This is a genomic window from Candidatus Binatia bacterium, from assembly GCA_036382395.1.
Taxonomy (GTDB): Bacteria; Desulfobacterota; Binatia; order HRBIN30; family HRBIN30; genus JAGDMS01.
The window spans coordinates 1-17179 of the sequence record DASVHW010000401.1 but is presented as its reverse complement, the minus strand read 5'-3'; the positions used below and the strand labels follow the sequence as shown (position 1 = coordinate 17179).

The following is a 17179-nucleotide window of genomic DNA, read 5'->3' as shown; positions in this document are numbered from 1 at the left end:
TCGGTCCGCAGGACGCGCCGGACAGTTTTCGCGAGGCTCTCCCGCGGGTGCACCTGACGCAGCGGGAGCAGCAGTGGAACGGTGGCGGGAAGCAGGCCGAGTTGCTCCGGGTGGCCAGCGCACCGCAGGAGCAGCTGTTTCAGCAACGTGGTCTTGCCGGACCCGGGCTGGCCCAGCACGACAAGCGTGTGGATGTTGCGGCTGCGCGCCCGCTGCCACGCCTGATCGAAGTCGATGACTCCCCCCTCGTCACCGGCGCAGTCGGGCGGCTCCTCCTTGGAGCGCGAGCGCTTCGTCTCTGCCGCTGCCACGCGGGCGCGCAGGGGGACCAACACCCGCTCCAGTTCGACCGGTATGCGCACGCGCGTCTCGAACCCCGTCATCGGCAAGTAGGCGTGCTCTGCCACCTGCGAGTTGACGAAGCGATCGGTCAACGCGGCGCGTTCCGAGTCCCGCCGCGCCTGGCGCGCAGCCGTCCGTGCGGCCCGCTTGGCCGACGCACCGCCCGGTCGCGTGGTGAGCCACCTTGTCAGGTGCGAGCGCAGCTTGTCGGCAAACTCCTCAGGTTTCGAATAGGTGTGGTAGAGACCGAGCTGTTCAAACTCCTTTCGAAACGCCAGCACCGCTGTGAGCTGCGGGCCGGGGTCATCGAGCATGTCTGGGGGGACGTCACGGAAGTACATCATGACGTCGACCGGCTCGTGCCGCTGCCAGCGCTGATGAATCTTGTCGAACTCCTCGCGCGTCCCAGACTCAGCGACTCCAGTGCTCGTTCCAAAGCGCTTCCAAAGGATGCCGATCAACAGATCTGCATCGTCGACGAGGGGGTTGATTAGTGCCTGCGTCCGACCCGGCGCGGGCGCCAGCCCCGGCCGCACATCCTCCCAACCGCACGCCTCGACGGTGAACTCTCCGACCTCCACAAGGTCCTTGCCAAGGGCAGTGATGACCTTGCGCGCACTCTCACGTTCTTCCGCAACATCACGCGGCGACGCAACGAAGATCCGGTAATGAGCACGACGGTCTGCCATCTCTTGTCACCACCCGCCCGGCCGGGTGATTGGGCGCCGCGCCCTCAAAAACTCCCTTGGCGAGAACCGCTGGGTTGCCATTTTGTGGCCGAAAACTCCTCCGGGGCAGCACGCGGGTGGCGTCGATTCGCTTGCCGGCTTATGCGCGGCACAGCCGCGGCGGTCAGGTGTGGTTCGTTCAGCCTTGAGCACCGCCCTCGCCACCCGGCTCTTCATCCTCTTCCTTCTCGGCCAAGCGGGCGATGCTCACCACCTTTTCCCCCTCGGCCAGGTCGATGAGGTGCACGCCTTGGGTGTTGCGGCCGATGACGGAGATGCCCTTCACCGGCGTGCGGATGACCTTGCCGCCGTCGGTGACCAGCATGATGTCGTCGTCATCGGTCACCATGCGCACGCCGACGACCAAGCCCGTCCGGTCGGTGGTCTTCATGGTGATGATCCCTTTGCCGCCCCGACGGGTGAGGCGGTACTCGTCCATCTCGGTGCGCTTGCCGAAACCTTTTTCGGCGACGGCGAGCAGCGTGGCCCCGGCGCTGACGACGTCGAGGCCGACGAGGCTGTCCCCCTCCTCCAGCGCGATGCCGCGCACGCCGCCGGCGCCGCGGCCCATCGGGCGGACGTCCCCTTCCTTGAAGCGGATGGCTTGCCCTATCCGGGTCGACAGGATCACCTCCTGCTGCCCGTCGGTGAGGCGCACGCCGATAACCTCGTCGCCCGCGTCCAGACTGATGGCGATAATGCCGGCTTTGCGCGGGTTGGCGTACGCCATCAGATCGGTCTTCTTGACCGTGCCGTTCTTGGTGGCGAAGACGACGAAGCGCCCTTGCTGAAATTCGCGCACCGGCAAGAAGGCGGAGATCTTTTCGTCCTTCTCCAGGTTGAGCAGGTTGACGACGGCTTTGCCGCGCGCCGCCCGGCCGCCCTGCGGGAGCTCGTGCACCTTGAGCCAGAACACTTTCCCGGAGGTCGTGAAGAACAGCATGTACGAGTGCGTCGAGGCGACGAACAGGTGCTCGACGAAGTCTTCTTCTTTCGTGGTCGCACCGATCTTGCCGCGGCCGCCGCGGCGCTGGGCGCGGTAGAGAGTGGCGGCGTTGCGCTTGATGTAGCCCTCGTGCGAGATGGTGACCGCCATGTCCTCTTCGACGATCATGTCTTCGATGGAGATGTCGGTGGTCTCGTCGACGATCTGCGTGCGTCGCTCGTCGGCGTGGAGTTTTTTGATCTCCCGCAGCTCCTCGACGATGATCTTGTAGACCTCGCGCTCGTCGGCGAGGATCTCCTTGTAGCGGGCAATCTCTTTCACCGTCTCGGCGTGCTCGGCAAGGATCTTCTCGCGCTCGAGGCCGGTGAGGCGCTGCAGGCGCATGTCGAGGATAGCTTGTGCCTGAATCTCGCTGAACTGGAACTGCTGCATCAAGCCCGCTTTGGCGGCGGCTGGGCTCTGCGCCTGGCGGATGAGGGCGATCACCGCGTCGAGGTTGGCCAGCGCGATCTTGAGCCCATCGAGGACGTGCAGTCGCTCCTCGGCCTTGCGCAACTCGAACACGGTGCGGCGGATGACGACATCCTTGCGGTGGCCGATGAAGACCTTGAGCGCATCTTTGAGCGTCAGGAGGACGGGCCGGTTATCGACGATCGCCAGCATGATGATGCCGAACGAATCCTGCATCGGCGTGAGCTTGTAGAGCTGGTTCAGCACGATCTCGGGGATGGCGTCTTTCTTCAGCTCGATGACGATGCGCATGCCATCGCGGTCGGATTCGTCGCGCAGGTCGGAGATGCCATCGATCTTCTTGTCGTTCACCAGATCGGCCATGCGCTCGATCAGGCGGGCCTTGTTCACCTGGTAGGGGATCTCTTTGACGATGATGGATATGCGGCCGGTGCGCTTGTCGGTCTCGGTCACGGCACGGGCGCGGAGCTGCAAGATGCCCTTGCCGGTGGTGTAGGCCTCCCGGATGGCGGTCTTGCCGTGGATGAAGCCGGCAGTGGGAAAGTCGGGTCCCGGCACGTACTGCATCAACTCAGGCACCCCAAGATCGGGGTTGGCGATCAGCGCAATCAGGGCGTCGACGACTTCGCCGAGGTTATGCGGCGGGATGTTGGTGGCCATGCCGACGGCGATACCCGCCGAGCCGTTGACGAGCAGGTTCGGAATACGCGCCGGCATCACGGTCGGCTCCTTGAGCGTCTCGTCGTAGTTCGGCAGGAAGTCGACGGTCTCCTTATCGAGATCGGCCAGCACCTCACCGGCGATGCGGGCCATGCGGATCTCGGTGTAGCGCATGGCCGCGGGCGGATCGCCGTCGACCGAGCCGAAGTTGCCCTGGCCGTCCACCAGCGGGTAGCGCATGGAGAAGTCCTGCGCCATGCGGACGATGGTGTCGTAGACGGCGACGTCGCCGTGCGGATGGTATTTACCGATCACGTCGCCGACCACGCGTGCCGATTTCTTGTACGCCCGGTTCCAGTCGTTGCCGAGATCGTACATGGCGTACAAGGCGCGCCGATGTACCGGCTTCAGCCCGTCGCGCGCATCGGGCAGGGCGCGCCCGATGATCACGGACATGGCGTAGTCCATATAGGACTGCCGCACTTCGTCTTCGATATTGACCGGAATCTTGTTGGCCTTCAGGGATGCATCCATGGGAAATCGCTTATGGCTTGTGGCTTATGGCTGATAGCCGGTGGCTCAGCCTGCCAGCTAGATGTCCAGGTTCTTCACGTTGAGCGCGTTTTCTTCGATGAACTTCCGCCGCGGCTCCACCGCGTCCCCCATCAACGTCGAGAAGATATCATCGGCCTCGTAGGCGTCTTCGATCTTCACCTGCAGCAGCGTGCGGGTCTCGGGGTTCATCGTCGTTTGCCAGAGTTGCTCGGGATTCATTTCCCCGAGGCCCTTGTAGCGCTGGATGTCGAGCCCCTTGCGTGCCTGGGTGATGACGTGCCCCACCGCCTCGCGCAAGGTGCGCGTGTCCATCTGCTTCTCGCCGCCAACCACCACGAATGGCGGCCGGCCGGCGGCGCGGAGGTCCTTTGCCAAGCGGCGGAGCTCTTCGAACTCCGGCGTCAGACAGAACTTCATGTCGACCACCGTCTGCTGGCTGCTGCCGTTCATGCGGGTCCGCGCCACGATGGCGTGGCAGGCATGCTCCGGGTCGTCTGTCATCTCGATGGTCAACGGCTGCACCTCAGGAGCGGTCTGCCTGACGGCAGTGGCGACATCGCTGAGCAGTTGGGTCAATGTCGCCGTGTCAGCCAACACCGCCGGCGTCATGCGTTCATCGGCCGCCAGTGTCGCTACCACCTGGCGGTTTTTCTGATGCCGCTCGACCACGTCAAGAATGCGCTCGAACCGCATCGCCTTCTTCACCACGTTCTTCAGCGGGATACCGGTCAACCCGGCGCGCTCGTCCTCACTCTTCAGCGTGATGTCCTCGGTGCCCAACTCGATCAGGTAATCCTCGAGCGCGGTGTCGTCTTTCAGATAGCGCTCGGTCTTCCCCTTCTTCACCTTATAGAGCGGCGGCTGCGCGATGAACACGTGGCCTCGCTCGATCAGTTCCTGGAACTGGCGGTAGAAGAGCGTGAGCAGCAACGTGCGAATGTGCGACCCGTCGACGTCAGCGTCCGTCATGATGATGATGGTATGGTAGCGCAGCTTGGAGAGGTCGCGGTCCTCCTTGCCGATACCGGTCCCCAATGCCGTCACCAGCACGCGGATCTCCTGCGAGGAGATCATCTTGTCGAAACGCGCTTTCTCGACGTTCAGGATCTTGCCGCGCAGCGGCAGAATCGCTTGGTTTTTGCGGTCGCGGCCCTGTTTGGCGGAGCCGCCGGCGGAATCGCCCTCGACGATGTACAGCTCCGACAGCGCCGGATCGCGTTCCTGGCAGTCGGCCAGCTTCCCCGGCAGCGAACCGGAGTCCAATGCGCCCTTGCGCCGGGCCAGCTCCTTGGCCTTCCGCGTCGCCTCACGGACGCGGGCGGCATCCAGGCCCTTGCAGGCGATCTTCTTGGCGTCGCCCGGGTGCTCCTCCAGGTATTCGCCCAGCTTCTCATTTACCAGCGCCTCGACGAATCCCTTGACCTCGCTGTTCCCCAGTTTGGTCTTGGTCTGGCCCTCGAATTGCGGCTCCTGCACCTTGACGCTCACCACGGCGGTCAGCCCCTCGCGGACATCCTCGCCTTGCAGGGCCTCGGAGTCCTTTTTCAGCAGACCGTTGGCGGCGGCGTACTGGTTGACCGTCCGGGTCAGGGCGGCCTTGAAGCCGATCAGGTGCGTTCCGCCCTCGATGGTGCTGATGTTGTTGGCGAAGGAGTACACGTTTTCGGCGTACCCTTCGTTCCATTGAAGGGCGACCTCCACCTCAAAGTTTTCCCTCTGGCCCTGGAGATACACCACCTTGGGGTGAATGGGGGTCTTGGCGCGACTCAGATGCTCGACGAACTCTTCGATGCCACCTCGATAGCAAAAGGTATGTTGCTTTTGCGTGCGCTGGTCGTCGATGCTGATGCACACGCCGCGGTTCAGAAAGGCCAACTCGCGCAGCCGTTGCGATAGGATATCGAAGCTGAAATCCAGCTGCTCGAAAATCAGCGAGTCGGGTTTGAAGGTCACTTTGGTGCCGCGTTGCTGCGTCGTGCCAACTTCTTTGAGCGGGCTCTCCGGCTTGCCGCGGTGATAGCGTTGCGTGTAGACTTTGCCGTCACGTTTGATCTCGACTTCCAGGGACTCGGACAGGGCGTTGACCACGGACACGCCGACGCCATGGAGCCCACCGGAGACTTTGTAAGCGCGCTTGTCGAACTTGCCGCCGGCATGCAGCTTCGTCATCACCACTTCGGTGGCGGAGACGCCCTCGCCCGCGTGGAGGCCTACGGGGATACCGCGGCCGTTATCCTCCACGGCGACCGAGCCGTCGATGTGGATCGTGACGCTGATCTCGTCGCAGTAACCGCCCAGCGCTTCATCGATCGAGTTGTCGACGACTTCGAAGACGAGGTGGTGCAATCCGCGCTCCGCGGTATCCCCGATGTACATACCGGGACGCTTCCTAACGGCATCCAACCCTTCTAAAACTTTGATTTGATCCGCGCCGTAATCGGTCGTTTCTAACACGTCACCCCACCCCCGGCTCATCCAAAATGGAGAGCGAACGAGTCTATTGATTTATCCTCGAAGTTAATAGCAGAACAGGCGTTCGGCGTAAAGGGACTGTAACCAGCAATTGCGCCGTTATTTCAGTAACTTATGATATTGATATGCCTTTGTTTTGCAGCCTCAATCCACCCCCATCCAGCGGCGTGGAACAACCGCCGAGCTTCTCTTCAGTTTAGAGCCGCATGGGCATGACAACGTACAGGTATTCCGGGTCAGTTTCGCAGCGTATGACCCCGGGGCTGACATCGTCGTTGAAGCCCATTTCTACCTGCGCGTTTTCGGGAAGCACGCTCAGGAGATCCATTACATACTTGGCATTGAAGCCAATGCTCAGCGCCGCGCCGTCGTATTCCACAGCCAACTCCTCGGTTGCTTCGCCGACGTCGGGGTTCATCGAGGACATTTCCAACTTACCTGCTTCGATCTGGAGTTTCACCCCGCGTGTGCGTTCACTCGACACCGTCGAGACCCGTCGCAGCGCTGCCAGGAACAGTTCGGCCGCCACCAGCATGCGGCGCTCCGATTTTTGCGGAATGACCTGATTGTAGTCCGGAAACTCCCCCTCGACTAAACGCATCGACAGGTCAACCTGTCCCCGTGTCGCGTGAGCCACGCCGCCCTGCAACGTGAGGGTGACGGCCTCGTCGCCCGATTCGATCACCTTGGAGATTTCCGCGACACCCTTGCGCGGAACGATGACGCCGGTCGCCGGGCCACCTTCTTCAACCGGGCGGGTGATCATGCTGAGTCGATGACCGTCGGTCGCCACCATCCGCAACTTCCCCTTCTCCGGCGACTCAAGAAAGATGCCGCTGAGATTCAGGCGCGTTTCATCGGTAGACACGGCAAACAGCGTCCGGGTAATCATCTCACGCAGCACCTCGGAGGACACCGTAAGCGCGTGGCGCTCGCGTTCCGCCGCTGGGCTGGGCATGGCCGGGAACTCTTTGGGATCGAGACCCACGATCTTGAAGCGTGACTTTCCAGACGAGATCTCGATCCAGTTGTTCTCCAGCGAACGTATGACGATGGCGCCCTCAGAACACTCGCGCACGATTTCGTAGAGTTTGCGGGCTCCCGTGGTGAGTGCGCCCTTCTTCTTGATCTTGGCCTCACAGCGCCGGCGAACGCCGACTTCCTGATCCGTCGCAGCAATCGACACGCCATCCTCTACCGATTCCATCAGGACATTGGCGAGGATGGGAATGGTCGTCCGGCGTTCCACGATGCCTTGGGTCAGATACAAGCCCTGCAATAACTCGTCACGTGCGATTGTGAATTCCATGCCTCTTCCCACCTCTCCCTATTTCTTCTGTATATATCTTATAATTTAGTAGTAGTAGTAAGGGCTGTGGAAATATGAAAAGCCGCTCCGCACACGGCGGAGAGCGGCTCGATGGTGGGTTGACCGTGCTCGGGTGGATGAGCGAGGGGAACGGTTACCCCGTGCTGTACCCCCGCTCTCCCCAAGCTCTCCACAGTTTATCCCCTGCTTTCCAACAGCCGCTCGAGGCGCTCCACCGTGGAGCGGAAGGTTGGATCTTGCTTCACACGATGGTCTACTACATGGGTCGCGTGAATCACCGTCGAATGATCGCGGCCGCCAAAACGATCGCCGATGACAGGGAATGACGCCTGCGTGTAGCGGCGGCAGAGGTACATCGCGACCTGCCGCGGCAGGGCGATAGTTCGCGTGCGTTTTTTCGATCGGAGATCGGCCGGGCGGACGTGGAAGAACTCGCACACCGCCTTTTGAATCGATTCGATGGTGATGGTGGAATCCTTTTCCCGAAGAATATGCTGGAGAACCTGCCGTGCAAAGTCGACGCTGATTTCGGACTTGTTGAGCGACGCGAAGGCGCCCAGCCGAGTCAGTGAGCCTTCCAACTCCCGCACGTTCGAGTCGATGTTGGCAGCGAGAAAGAGGGCCACGTCGTGAGGCAATTCGATGCTTTCTGCCTCGGCCTTCTTCTGGAGGATGGCGACGCGGGTTTCCATGTCAGGCGGCTGGATATCAGCAATCAAGCCCCACTCAAAACGGTTGCGCAGCCGCTCCTCCAGGTCGGGAATCTCCTTCGGAAACTTGTCCGAGGTGAGCACGATTTGCCGATGGCTTTCGTAGAGCGAGTTGAAGGTGTGGAAGAACTCTTCTTGGGTCCGCTCGCGGCCGGCCAGGAACTGCACATCGTCGAGAATCAGGACGTCCATGCGGCGGAAGCGTCCCTTGAAGTCATCCATACGGTCGCGGCGCAGCGCATTGATCAACTCGTTCATGAACGATTCCGATGAGAGGTAGAGAATGCGTCGGTCCGGATACTTATCGAGGATCTGATGGCCGATGGCATTGACCAGATGCGTCTTACCGAGGCCAACGCCGCCGTAGATGAACAAGGGATTGTAGTGGTCGCCCGGCTGATTGGCGACGGCCTTGGATGCGGCGTGGGCGAACTGGTTGCTGGCACCGACGATGAAGTTGGCGAACGTGTACTTGGGAATCAGGCTTGAGGGGCGCTTGCGAACGGCGCTGGCGGCCGGGGGACTCGACATGGAGAGCGGGAAGAGTTCCTGCTGCACCGCTCCGGGCGGCTGAAGCAACACGCGCACCGGCGCACCGGCCGTCTGCGACAACACCTCCTCGATCAGATTGAGGTAACGCTTCGTGATGAAGTCGACCGCCGAGCGACTGGGTGCCTCGATGAGCAGATTACGATCGCGGGCGTCTACAGGGTGCAGGCGGCGAATAAAGTTCTCATAATCCTGCGACTCGATGCGGTCTCGCAGGATCTCTAACGATCGTTCCCAGGCCTGCCGCATAGAAGATGGTCCACAGTGCTATCCACAAGTGTGAATATCAAAAATCTTCTTCCAAAATCAAAGGTTTGGCCGATGCCGACATGCGAAATCCACAGGTTTTCCACCCGGCGACGCCGAGAACCATTCCTTACGGACACAGCGCGCTGCCGTAATCATCTGCGAACGAGAACGTACGCCCCAAACGAGTGCCAGGGTAGAGGTGATTTACCCGGTTTTGTCGCCGGCCGCAAGGACGAGAGGGGGCGGCGTGCAGGTTCCTTGACTGGACCGGTCCGCAATGGTACCGACAGCCGTCGTCTTTTCTCGCAGTCATGGCAACCAGCACACTTTCAGAGCGCTTGTTTGAGCGGGCAGAGCGGTTGATACCGGGCGGGGTGAACAGCCCCGTGAGAGCGTGGCGCGCCGTCGGTGGGAAGCCCCTGTTCATCCAGCGGGCGAAGGGTTGCAGCGTTTGGGACGCCGATGGCCGGATGTACATCGATTACGTCGGTTCCTGGGGCCCAATGATCCTCGGCCACGCCCACCCAAAGGTGCTGGCGGTCCTGCGCGACTCCATGCAGAACGGCACGAGCTTTGGTGCGCCGACGGCACAAGAAGTCGAAATGGCCCAGGTGCTCACGGCGGCCGTCCCTTCGATGGACATGGTCCGCCTCGTGAGTTCAGGCACCGAGGCGGCGATGACGGCAATCCGGTTGGCCCGGGCCTTTACCGCACGCACGAAGATCCTCAAGTTTTCCGGGTGCTACCACGGCCACGCCGACCCGCTCCTGGTTCGTGCCGGCTCCGGCGCGGCAACCTTCGGCGTGCCCGACAGCGCTGGTGTGCCGGAAGCCGTTGCCAGCGACACGTTAGTTGCCGACCTGAACGACTTGGGCATGGTCGGAGCGTACCTGAGGGCAGACGGCCAGAACATTGCGGCCGTGATCATCGAGCCGGTGGTGGGCAACATGGGCGTGATCCCGCCGGAGCAGGGTTTTCTTGACGGGTTGCGAACTCTGACCCGCGAGAGCGGGTCACTGCTGATTTTCGACGAGGTCATCACCGGGTTCCGCCTCGGCTACGGCGGCGTGCAAAAGCAGTTTGGCATCGATCCCGATCTCACCTGTCTGGGCAAGATCATCGGCGGTGGGTTGCCGCTGGCAGCGTTCGGCGGCAAGCGCGCGGTGATGGAACAATTGGCGCCGCTCGGCCCCGTCTATCAGGCCGGGACGCTGTCCGGCAATCCGCTGGCGGTGGCCGCGGGTCTGCAGACGCTGGAGCTGCTTTCGAAGCCCGGTATCTACGAGCGTCTCGAGGAGCTTGGCGCCCGCCTCGAAGCCGGTCTGAAGGAGGCGCTGAAGGGACTGCGATTGCCGGCATGCTTCAACCGAGTCGGCTCAATGTGGACCCTGTTCTTTGGTGCCACGAAAGTGCGTGACGGTGATAGCGCGCGCGCCTGTAACACGGAGATGTACGCCCGGTGGTTTCGTGGGATGCTCGATCGGGGGATTTACTTGCCGCCGTCACAGTTCGAAGCCGCGTTCATCTCCCTGGCTCACACCGAGGGGGAGATCGATCAAACGGTGGGCGCGGCGCGCCAAGTGCTCACCGACTTGGCCTGAGGATCGGAGCAGCCGATTAGGCAGAGTCAGCAGCGTGAGAGTGGAAACATCAGTGGCGCTCGCTTTGCAGCGCTCGGCTTCGAGCTTGCCGGCATCGTCGTTGCGGGCTTGATTTCAGGTTATTATCTGGACGAGCATCTGCACACGGCGCCGTTGTTCGTGCTGCTGTTGACGCTCGGGGGTATGGGAGGGGCACTCTACCGCTTGCTTTGGATGTTGAAGCGGTTTAGTTCGCGGTCGGACGATGGCGATTGATCTCACACGGATCAGCAAGCTGCACGTTGGATTGGTGGGGACCACCGGCGGCCTCTCGTATGCCACCCACTGCGGGGCCCCGGGGAGCGTGCTGCTCGGCGGTGCGGTGATGGGCGTCAACTTCTTGCTGCTCCGCGTCGTCACCAATGTGCTGCGGCCAGGTGTGCTGGACGCCAGGAAAGCGGGGCGTGCCGCAGCCGCGATCGCGGCGCTGACGTTGAAGTTTGGCCTGTTCCTCGGTTTGCTGGGCATGCTTTTCTGGCGCGTGCCGGTCGAGGGGATGAGTTTCGCCGTGGGCGTGACGTTGCTGCTGGTGGCCTGCCTGCTGGAGGCCGCGCGCGCGGAGCTGTACCGGAAAGGAGTCGGTTGAGGTGGAACACCAATTCATGTGGGTATCGGTGATTCCTGGGCTCAAGCTTTTACAGCCGCATACCGCAACGGCGACGTTGGTGATTGCCGCGCTCTTCGTGTGGGCATTGGTGGCACTCCGCCAGATCCGCGCCGCTGCCGATCCGGTGGTGCCGGACGGGACGTTGACGGCGCGCAACACCCTCGAGATCTTCGTCGAATGGTTTGTCGGCTTCGTCGAAGGCATCCTCGGGCATAAAGGTCGCCGCTACATCCATGTCTACGGCACGTTCTTCCTGTTCATCATGACCGCGAATCTGGTGGGGTTGCTGCCGGGGTTTGCACCGCCCACCAGCAACTTCAGCGTGACCTTCGCGCTCGGAGTGACGTCGTTCCTGGTTTATAACTACTACGGCTTGCGCGCCAAGGGCCTGGCGTACTTCAAGCACTTCCTTGGCCCAATCTGGTGGTTGGCCTTTTTGATGTTGCCGCTCGAGCTGATCGACAACCTGGTGCGACCGGTCTCGTTGGCACTCCGTCTTTTCGGCAACATGACCGGCGACCATTTGGTCCTGGAGATCTTTACCGGATTGACGAAGGTGGGGGTTCCGGTGCTGTTCTACATGCTCGGGGCGTTCGTGTCGTTGATTCAGGCCTTTGTGTTTACGATCCTGAGCGTTGTCTATCTATCCCTAGCGTTGGAGGAACATGGGGAGCACGGAGAGCATGCTACCCAACACGTTGCGGCATAAGTGATAGAATCAAGCGCTGAGAGATGCGCGGCCGAGGAGTGGCGAGGAGGACAGAGAGGTGTGGCGCAGCGGTCTCTCAAATTTGAGGAAAGGAGGATCAGAGAATGCGTAAACGATGGATGACGCCGGTACTCACGGTGTTGACCGTGTTACTGGTGCAAGCTCCGGCATTCGCCGCGGAGGGCGCGATGGGCGATTCCAAAGGATGGATCGCGCTGGCGGCCGGGCTCGCCATTGGCATGGCGGCAGTTGGCGCCGGTTTGGGCCAAGGGCGCGCGGTGGCAGCGGCCATGGAATCGATTGGCCGCAATCCCAACGCGGCGGACCGTATCCAGACGCCGATGATCATCGGCATCGCCTTCATGGAAGCGTTGGCGATCTACGCGCTGGTGATCGCGTTCGCCCTGCAAGGGAAGATCTAACGTAACAGGCTGTTGAGACCCAGAGCACGAAGGGGTGCGAGGCAACTCCCGCCCCTTCGTCGTTTCTGGCCGGCGTTCAGGCCCGGCGTCGGGCGCCATGCGCACCTTGCCGGGTGTTGGCGTTTCAGATAGAGGAACTTCGGCAATACCGCCGGGCAAAGCGTGGGAATGGGGCTGTAGCTCAGTTGGGAGAGCGCTTGAATGGCATTCAAGAGGTCGACGGTTCGACTCCGTTCAGCTCCACTTTTTCCCCCGACGGCCGGGTCACCAGATTCCGGCAGATTGGGTTGGCGGAAGGCCTGCCTGGTCGTGGTATTGCTCGCCGGCCTGACGGTGCTCGGCGCATGTACGGCGCGCCAGCCAAGGCCCACTGCGGCAGAAAAGCGGGCAGCGATCGAGCGGTCGGCACCGTTGCCTGAAGAAGCGGGCGTAGGCGACCAGATTGGTCAGGTAGGGGTAGCGGTCTTGTTGGTTGTCGTCACAGTTGGCGGAATCCTGCTGCCGATTCTTCTCCTCTGATTGGGTTTCCTCCGGCGGCCTCGTTAACCTTGCTTCAACAGGTTTCGCGCGATGACGACGCGCTGGATTTGCGACGTGCCCTCGTAGATCTGTAGCAGCTTGGCGTCGCGCATCAGCTTCTCGACCGGGTACTCCTTCATGTAGCCGTAGCCGCCGAATACCTGCACCGCGTCGGTGGCAATGCGCATCGTGGCGTCGGCACCGAACGCCTTGGCATAACTGGAGACGATCGACGCTGCCGCCCCTTGGTCGATCATCCAGGCCGCCTTGTAGGTGAGCAGCCGCATCGCTTCGATGTCTATCGCCATGTCCGCCAGCATGAACTGAATCGCCTGGAAGTTGGCGATGGGTTGTCCAAACTGGCGTCGTTCCAAAGCGTACTTGCTGGCCTCGTCAAAGGCGCGTTGTGAGATGCCGATGGCGATCGCACCGATTTCGGGACGCGTGCGATCGAACGTCTGCATCGCGATGCGGAAGCCCTGGCCTTCTTCCCCCACTAGGGAGTTTCGCGGCACCTTGACGTCTTCGAACACGACCTCACCGGTGTCGGCGGCGCGCTGCCCCAGTTTGTCCTTCATCCGATTCTTTCGAATGCCCGGGAGGTCAGCAGGAACAACGAAACACGAGATGCCCTTGTGGCGCAGGCTTTTGTCGCTGGTCGCAAACGCGACGTACCAGCTCGCCACGGTGCCGTTTGAAATGAAGTGTTTCACCCCGTTCAACACGTACTCATCCCCGACGCGGCGATAGGAGGTCGACATCCCGGCCACGTCCGAGCCTGCGCCGGGCTCCGTGGTACAGAACGCCGCAAAGGAAAACTCGCGCGCCAATTGGCCCAAGTAGTACTTTTTCTGCTCGTCGTTTCCCGCCAACAGCAACGGGACGGCGGCAAGTCCGTTCGCTGCCAGCGCGTTGGTGATACCCGCGCAGCCGTAGTTCAACTCTTCCAGGATCAAGATAGTGTCCAGCACACCGAGTCCGGGGCCTCCGAACTCTTTGGGCACCTCGAGGTTCATGAGGCCAAGCTCCCAGGCCTTGCGGCAGACGGCTTCGGGGAACTTTTCCTCCTCGTCGAACTTCGCTGCGACGGGAATGATCTCCTCGGCCGCAAATTTCCTGGCAAGGTCCTTCATTTCCCGCTGCTCCGGACTCATATCGAAAGCGAACATGCTTCCCTCCCGCCCACCGCTCGCTTCAGCGAGGCGACGGCGACCATTCTTTCCTACCACCTCCCCGGCGGCCGATTCCAGGGTTTGTGCGGTGCCAACGGGGGCTGGCCGTCATGCGCGTTCGCATGCGTTGGCGGACACCGCTTTCTCGCCCGCGGCAGCGTTTTCGTTTGACAAACAAAGCCGGTCTATTACAGAATAAGATCTCGTTAGAGAGCACCATATCATTGCTAACGCTCGCCTCGATGTCCCAGACAGGCAAGCCAGCGCTGGCCGGCTGGGAGAAGCTAGGAGATTCTACATGAGACGAAGTCTCTGCGTATACTCATTCGGAATTGCTTGCGCGTTGCTGTTCAGTCATGGCTCCCAGGCCCAATGGCAGTTCATCCCAGGCCCTGCGCGACCTGTGGCCAAAGGGCCGACGTATGTAGCTAAAGCCGATTTCAACGATGACGGCATCCCAGACGTCGTAGTGAGCAGTTCGCTCAGCCCGTCGGTTACGGCCTTATTCGTTTTGCCAGACGGTGACTTTCAAACCGTCATCAATGTCGTCCTACCAACAGGCGTCGCCGCTCTGCGCGGAGTGACCGCTGGTGCCTTTTACGGACAGAAGACCGCTGGCGGACACGCTATCAACGACATAGCAGTTGTCGACAACGCCGGAGCTAGAGTGTTCGTAATTCCCGGCAACGGAAACGGAACGTTCGGCCCTGTGCCGACAACAGGAATGATACCGGTGGATTTTAAAGGGCCGCTGGATATCGCGACTGGAAGCTTCACTAGTCAGGGGAACGCCGACTTGGTTACCGCAAACGGTCCTGCCAATACGGTAACCCCGCTGTACAACTCATGGTCTACCTCAGGGCACAAGACGCTGTTTACCAGGCAACTGAGCCTTCCGGTCGTTCCAAACGCGAGCGCCATCGCAACCGCTGATTTCAATGGTGATGACATCGCTGATGTCGCCGCCCTGGCAGCAGGAGGCACTGGCGCTGGCTCTGTCAGTATTCTCCTCAGTGGTAAAACAGGCCTCGGAACCCCAGTGGCCGTGAACTACACGGTTGGTATAGGCGCGGTGGGCCTCACTGTTGTCAACCTCAGCGGCGGGCCGGACATAGCAGTGATAAACCAGGGTACCAAAAGCAGCCCTTCCATTTCGATTCTCAGGAACCTAGGGACCGGGCTCTTCAATGTACTGAGCCCGATCCCGCTCAGCTGTCCGAAGCAAGACGGGGTTGTGCTCGCCTGCACCGCGCAGGGCATCACCAGTGAGGATTTCGACGGCGACGGGGTTGACGACTTGGCAGTATCGTTCAGCACCAGCGGGGCGTCGCCTGGGTTTGTCAGCTTCTATAAGGGTTCCACCGACGGGTCCTTTGCTTTCGCCACCCAGGTGGCCCTCGGCGGCGCGCCGCGCCGCATCATCGCAGCAGATTTTACGGGCGACCGTGTCCCGGATGTCGCAGTCACCGAGTACGGCACAAATACCGTACGCATTTTGCAAGGAGCGTGCAGTAATGTCCCCGGGGCGGGGTGCACCCCCCGCCCTACCAGCACTCCTACGGGCACCAAAACCGCAACGGCTACCAAGACCCCTACGGGCCTCGGCACGGCCACCCAGACGCCGACGCCGCAACCGATTGGTTTCCCGTGCGCTGTGGACGTGCAGTGCTCGTCGTCGACCTGTGCCGATGGCGTATGTTGCAGCACGCCATGCTCGCCCCCGCTGATCTGCAATCACTCGCTCTTCCTGGGCACCTGTCATGTGAGAGGGGCAAACGGGGACTCCTGTAATTCCAACAACGACTGCACATCAAACTACTGCGCGGCGAACAAACACTGTGCGACGAATCCGACGCCGACGACCACGCCGGCGACGCCGCTGTCGACGCCGACGCCGACAGCGACGTCCACGCCGACGCCAAAGGGCTCGGGAATCAGCTGTACCCCTGCGTGCTCCGGGGGACTCGTGTGTAACACCGATGCCGGTGTGTGCTGCAATTTGGACACCTGCCCGTTGGACCAGCGCTGCGACATCTATGGATCGAAAGGCACCTGCAGCGCAGCACTCGCTGAAGGCGCTTCATGTGAAAAGCCCACGGACTGTGAAAGCGGCAGGTGTCTGACGAATGTGGTGACTAACGATCTCGTTTGCGGACCGTCCTTGGCGCCGGACACCCCAACGGCAACCCCAATTACATCGGACACCCCCGGGGATCACAACGCGATCCAAACGGTGACCCGGAGCGGTGGCTGTTCAATCGGCGAGCGGGCCGATGCCGGCGGTGCGTGGATGCTTGCGGCCTTGCCTGTTGCCTTCTGGGCGCGACGGTTCAGACGGCAACACGCCCACGCTCTCCGCCGGGACCGCCCCCGAGTTCAGTAGATCAGCCGACGCCGCCCGCCACTCAGCCTTCTGCGTGGCGGGCGCCGCCGCTTCGATGCGAAAAACGTAGCCATCTGTTTCGCCTCGCTGGCGCAGCCACGCGGCAAGGATCTGTGTGCCGTCAACCTCATCACGCCGGAGGGCGCTTCCCTGGTAGATCGGCAGCTGTTCGCCAATCTCATCGGCGAGCGCCGCCACCTGCAGGTCGTCATAAATGCGCCTGCGGATGGCCAAACGGCCACCGAGGACGACAAACGCCAGGACAAACCGCCGGTCCGCACCTGGCTGCAGCACCAGGAAGTTCTGCTGTCCTACGATCCAGCCCAGCGTCCGCTGGCGGCGAACCAGCATACCGAGCAGATCGAGATCCCGTTGTACGCGGGCGGCAGCTTCGAATCGCAATGCCGCGGCATGTTCATCGCGCCCCTGCCGCAAATCGCTTTCAGTGGACTGCACCTGTCCATTGAACAGCGCCAGGCAGCGATCGACCTGCTCGCGATACGCCTCGGCTGACACGCGCGCGGCGCATGGGGCCGTGCACGCCGAGACCTGGCCTTGGAAGCAGGGCGCAACCGACGCGTCCGGTCGCAGCCGGCCCGCACAGGTGCGGAGACGGAACTGCCGTGTCAACAACCCCAGCAACTCCCCCGCTTGCTCTCGGCTACGAAAGGGCCCTACGTACCGCGCCTTGCCTGTCCCGAGCTTCTCCGTGATC

The 17179-nt window shown here is 61.8% G+C and carries 13 protein-coding genes and 1 tRNA gene; 6 read left to right on the top strand and 8 right to left on the bottom strand.

Features of this window, described 5'->3' with window-relative positions:
- The 5 genes from VF515_19595 to dnaA all read right to left on the bottom strand — a co-directional run.
- Positions 1-1031, bottom strand: a 1031-nt coding sequence (locus tag VF515_19595; GenBank protein ID HEX7409838.1) for a DUF4062 domain-containing protein, incomplete at its 3' end; no start/stop codon positions are given.
- Between the two features lie 178 nt (positions 1032-1209).
- A complete protein-coding gene (gene gyrA / locus VF515_19590; GenBank protein HEX7409837.1) occupies positions 1210-3681 on the bottom strand; it encodes a DNA gyrase subunit A in 2472 nt (823 codons plus the stop codon).
- A 57-nt stretch (positions 3682-3738) separates the two neighbouring features.
- Positions 3739-6177 (bottom strand): DNA topoisomerase (ATP-hydrolyzing) subunit B, encoded by a 2439-nt coding sequence (gene gyrB / locus VF515_19585; GenBank protein HEX7409836.1) that lies wholly within the window; start codon positions 6175-6177, stop codon positions 3739-3741.
- Positions 6178-6370: 193 nt separating this feature from the next.
- Positions 6371-7483, bottom strand: a complete 1113-nt coding sequence (gene dnaN, locus VF515_19580; protein ID HEX7409835.1) for a DNA polymerase III subunit beta — start codon at positions 7481-7483, stop codon at positions 6371-6373.
- A gap of 197 nt (positions 7484-7680) precedes the next feature.
- Positions 7681-9012: a chromosomal replication initiator protein DnaA gene (gene dnaA / locus VF515_19575; GenBank protein ID HEX7409834.1), complete on the bottom strand. Its 1332-nt coding sequence runs from the start codon at positions 9010-9012 to the stop codon at positions 7681-7683.
- 311 nt (positions 9013-9323) lie between these two features.
- Here dnaA and hemL point away from each other — a divergent pair, with 311 nt between their 5' ends.
- The 6 genes from hemL to VF515_19545 all read left to right on the top strand — a co-directional run bounded on the left by hemL (position 9324) and on the right by VF515_19545 (position 12909).
- Positions 9324-10613 (top strand): glutamate-1-semialdehyde 2,1-aminomutase, encoded by a 1290-nt coding sequence (gene hemL, locus VF515_19570; protein ID HEX7409833.1) that lies wholly within the window; start codon positions 9324-9326, stop codon positions 10611-10613.
- A 244-nt stretch (positions 10614-10857) separates the two neighbouring features.
- On the top strand, positions 10858-11238 hold the full coding sequence (locus tag VF515_19565; GenBank protein ID HEX7409832.1) for a hypothetical protein: 381 nt from the start codon (positions 10858-10860) through the stop codon (positions 11236-11238).
- Between the two features lies 1 nt (position 11239).
- Positions 11240-11968, top strand: coding sequence for a F0F1 ATP synthase subunit A (gene atpB / locus VF515_19560; GenBank protein ID HEX7409831.1), 729 nt, complete (start codon positions 11240-11242; stop codon positions 11966-11968).
- A 104-nt stretch (positions 11969-12072) separates the two neighbouring features.
- Positions 12073-12390 carry an ATP synthase F0 subunit C gene (atpE, locus tag VF515_19555; GenBank protein ID HEX7409830.1) on the top strand — a complete coding sequence of 106 codons (318 nt, stop codon included), beginning with the start codon at positions 12073-12075 and terminating at the stop codon, positions 12388-12390.
- 170 nt (positions 12391-12560) lie between these two features.
- Positions 12561-12633: transfer RNA gene (locus VF515_19550), tRNA-Ala, on the top strand.
- Between the two features lie 39 nt (positions 12634-12672).
- Positions 12673-12909: a hypothetical protein gene (locus VF515_19545; GenBank protein ID HEX7409829.1), complete on the top strand. Its 237-nt coding sequence runs from the start codon at positions 12673-12675 to the stop codon at positions 12907-12909.
- Between the two features lie 23 nt (positions 12910-12932).
- Here the strand turns inward: VF515_19545 and VF515_19540 are convergent, their stop codons facing one another.
- From VF515_19540 to VF515_19530, 3 genes are all read right to left on the bottom strand, one after another.
- A complete protein-coding gene (locus tag VF515_19540) occupies positions 12933-14078 on the bottom strand; it encodes an acyl-CoA dehydrogenase family protein (protein HEX7409828.1) in 1146 nt (381 codons plus the stop codon).
- A 1818-nt stretch (positions 14079-15896) separates the two neighbouring features.
- Positions 15897-16115, bottom strand: a complete 219-nt coding sequence (locus VF515_19535; GenBank protein ID HEX7409827.1) for a hypothetical protein — start codon at positions 16113-16115, stop codon at positions 15897-15899.
- Positions 16116-16335: 220 nt separating this feature from the next.
- Positions 16336-17179, bottom strand: an 844-nt coding sequence (locus tag VF515_19530; GenBank protein HEX7409826.1) for a hypothetical protein, incomplete at its 5' end; no start/stop codon positions are given.